Raw genomic sequence first — 1085 nt, 5'->3', positions numbered from 1 at the left:
ATGCCTGTTCAAAAGATTCAGTTGGCACAGTCGTGTGGCGAGAATGTGGCATATAGAAAAGTTCATCCATACCACGTACTAAAGATACCTTTTTATCTCTCAATTCTTGCTCGTAAATACCAAATAGTTTTTTGTCTAAAGGTTGTTTACCAATCCCGTAATGGTGGTAAAGGGCTGCTTGGGCGCCCCAACAAATATGCAAGGTTGAGAAAACATGATTATTTGACCATTCCATAATGGACACTAATTCGTCCCAGTAATTCACTTTCTCGAAATCTAGGTGCTCAACCGGCGCGCCAGTAATGATCATCCCGTCAAAGTAGCGGTCCTTAATTTGGTCAAAGGTTCGGTAGAATTCTTTTAGATGGTTTTCTGAAATATGGGCCGCTTGGTGTGTCTGCATGTGGATAAAGGTCACGTTCACTTGCAGGGGTGAATTACTTAATAACCGTAGCAACTGCTCTTCCGTCGCTTCTTTAGTCGGCATTAAGTTCACAATAACCACTTCTAAAGTACGAAAGTCCTGCATGGTTGCACGACGCTCATCCATAACAAAAATATTCTCTTGGGTTAATTTTTGTAATGCTGGTAAATCTTGAACAACTTTAATTGGCATTGATATCCCCTCCATTTTATCACCCTAGCTTCATCATGCTAGCTAAGCGATTCTTCCCTCATCATCATTTTCAATTTACATAAAAAAAGTCCTTATAATACAACACAGTATTATAAGGACGTCTGGAACGTGGTACCACCTTACTTTGCGAACACTCGGTTCGCCTTATTCGTACAATCATACGAAGATAGGTTATCGACTATCAATCGCAAGTGCTAAAGGTAAGTACATTCTACACTCGTCACTCCCAGACCATTTTCAAAGGAAATACTTACACCTACTCTCACCAACCGTAGATTCTCTGAGCAAAGATTTCCATTTACTTATCTTTTCAATGTGATTCATTTTTATGTTTATCATCAACTTCTTATATTTCTATAAGCAAATATTAAAACAATCTACTCAAACTGTCAACCGTTACCGGTTCTCCCTATTACTTATTTGTGATAATTAATTGCATTTACACTAG

1 protein-coding gene and 1 other annotated feature are annotated in these 1085 nt (G+C 38.5%); the gene reads right to left on the bottom strand.

Going from position 1 to position 1085, the window contains the following annotated elements; translation table 11 throughout:
- Positions 1–616 (bottom strand): homoserine O-acetyltransferase/O-succinyltransferase family protein (locus tag ACRCJ0_RS14895; RefSeq protein WP_431390987.1); only part of this gene is annotated, 616 nt, incomplete at its 3' end.
- A gap of 111 nt (positions 617–727) precedes the next feature.
- Positions 728–960: a binding site (T-box leader), on the bottom strand.
- Between the last annotated feature and the right edge of the window lie 125 nt (positions 961–1085).

The sequence above is a fragment of the Aerococcus sp. L_32 genome, from assembly GCF_050689315.1.
Note: the sequence above shows the minus strand (reverse complement) of the source record. Positions and strands in the feature narration are given on the sequence as shown.